The 881-nt window shown below is 62.7% G+C and carries 2 protein-coding genes; both read left to right on the top strand.

The genetic code is table 11. The annotated features are described in order from the left end of the window. On the top strand, window positions 1-223 hold a 223-nt coding region (locus AC1D12_RS34315; protein ID WP_477845521.1), incomplete at its 5' end, for a cytochrome c1. A 116-nt stretch (window positions 224-339) separates the two neighbouring features. Continuing rightward, window positions 340-881: glutathione S-transferase N-terminal domain-containing protein (locus AC1D12_RS34310; RefSeq protein WP_477845520.1), on the top strand; the 542-nt coding region annotated here is incomplete at its 3' end.

Here is an 881-nt window from a genome sequence, read left to right as displayed (position 1 = left end):
GTCGGTGCACCGCTTCGCCGGCTTCGAGCAGGTGACGCCCGGCAAGCTGAGCGCCAATGACTATGACGAGGCGGTGGCCGACCTTGTCGCCTATCTTCAGTGGATGGGAGAGCCGGCCCAGGGCCAGCGCGTTCGCGTCGGCGTCTGGGTGCTGCTGTTTCTCTCCGTGTTCGTCGTCATTGCCTGGCGCCTGAACGCGGTTTACTGGAAAGACGTGAAATAACGATGTGATTTCGCGCCCTGGGCCGCACGACGGCCCGGGTCGATGACGCAGCGGGCTGCCCGAAGGCATGCCTGCTGCGTTTGTGTTTTGACCTCTGCCTCCAAGGAGCCACCACCATGATGGTGCTTTACTCCGGAACGACCTGCCCTTACTCGCATCGTTGCCGCTTCGTCCTGTTCGAAAAAGGCATGGACTTCGAGATCCGCGACGTCGATCTCTTCGCCAAGCCCGAAGACATCGCGCTGATGAATCCGTACAACGAGGTGCCCATCCTCGTCGAGCGCGATCTCATCCTGTACGAGTCGCACATCATCAACGAGTACATCGACGAGCGCTTCCCGCACCCGCAGCTGATGCCGGGCGATCCGGTGGCGCGCGCGCGCGTGCGGCTGTTCCTGCTGAACTTCGAGAAGGAGCTGTTCGCGCACGTCAACGTGCTCGAGTCGCGCGGCCTGAAGCCGAACGACAAGCAGCTCGAGAAGGCGCGCGCGCAGATCCGCGACCGCCTGACCCAGCTCGCGCCGATCTTCCTGAAGAACAAGTACATGCTGGGCGACGACTTCTCGATGCTCGACGTGGCCATCGCACCGCTGCTGTGGCGCCTGGACTACTACGGCATCGACATGTCGAAGAACGCGGTGCCGCTGCTGAAGTACGC

It is taken from the genome of Rhizobacter sp. P1_G5 (genome assembly GCF_056405435.1).
The sequence above is the reverse complement of the archived record's forward strand: the minus strand, read 5'-3'. Positions and strand labels throughout refer to the sequence as shown.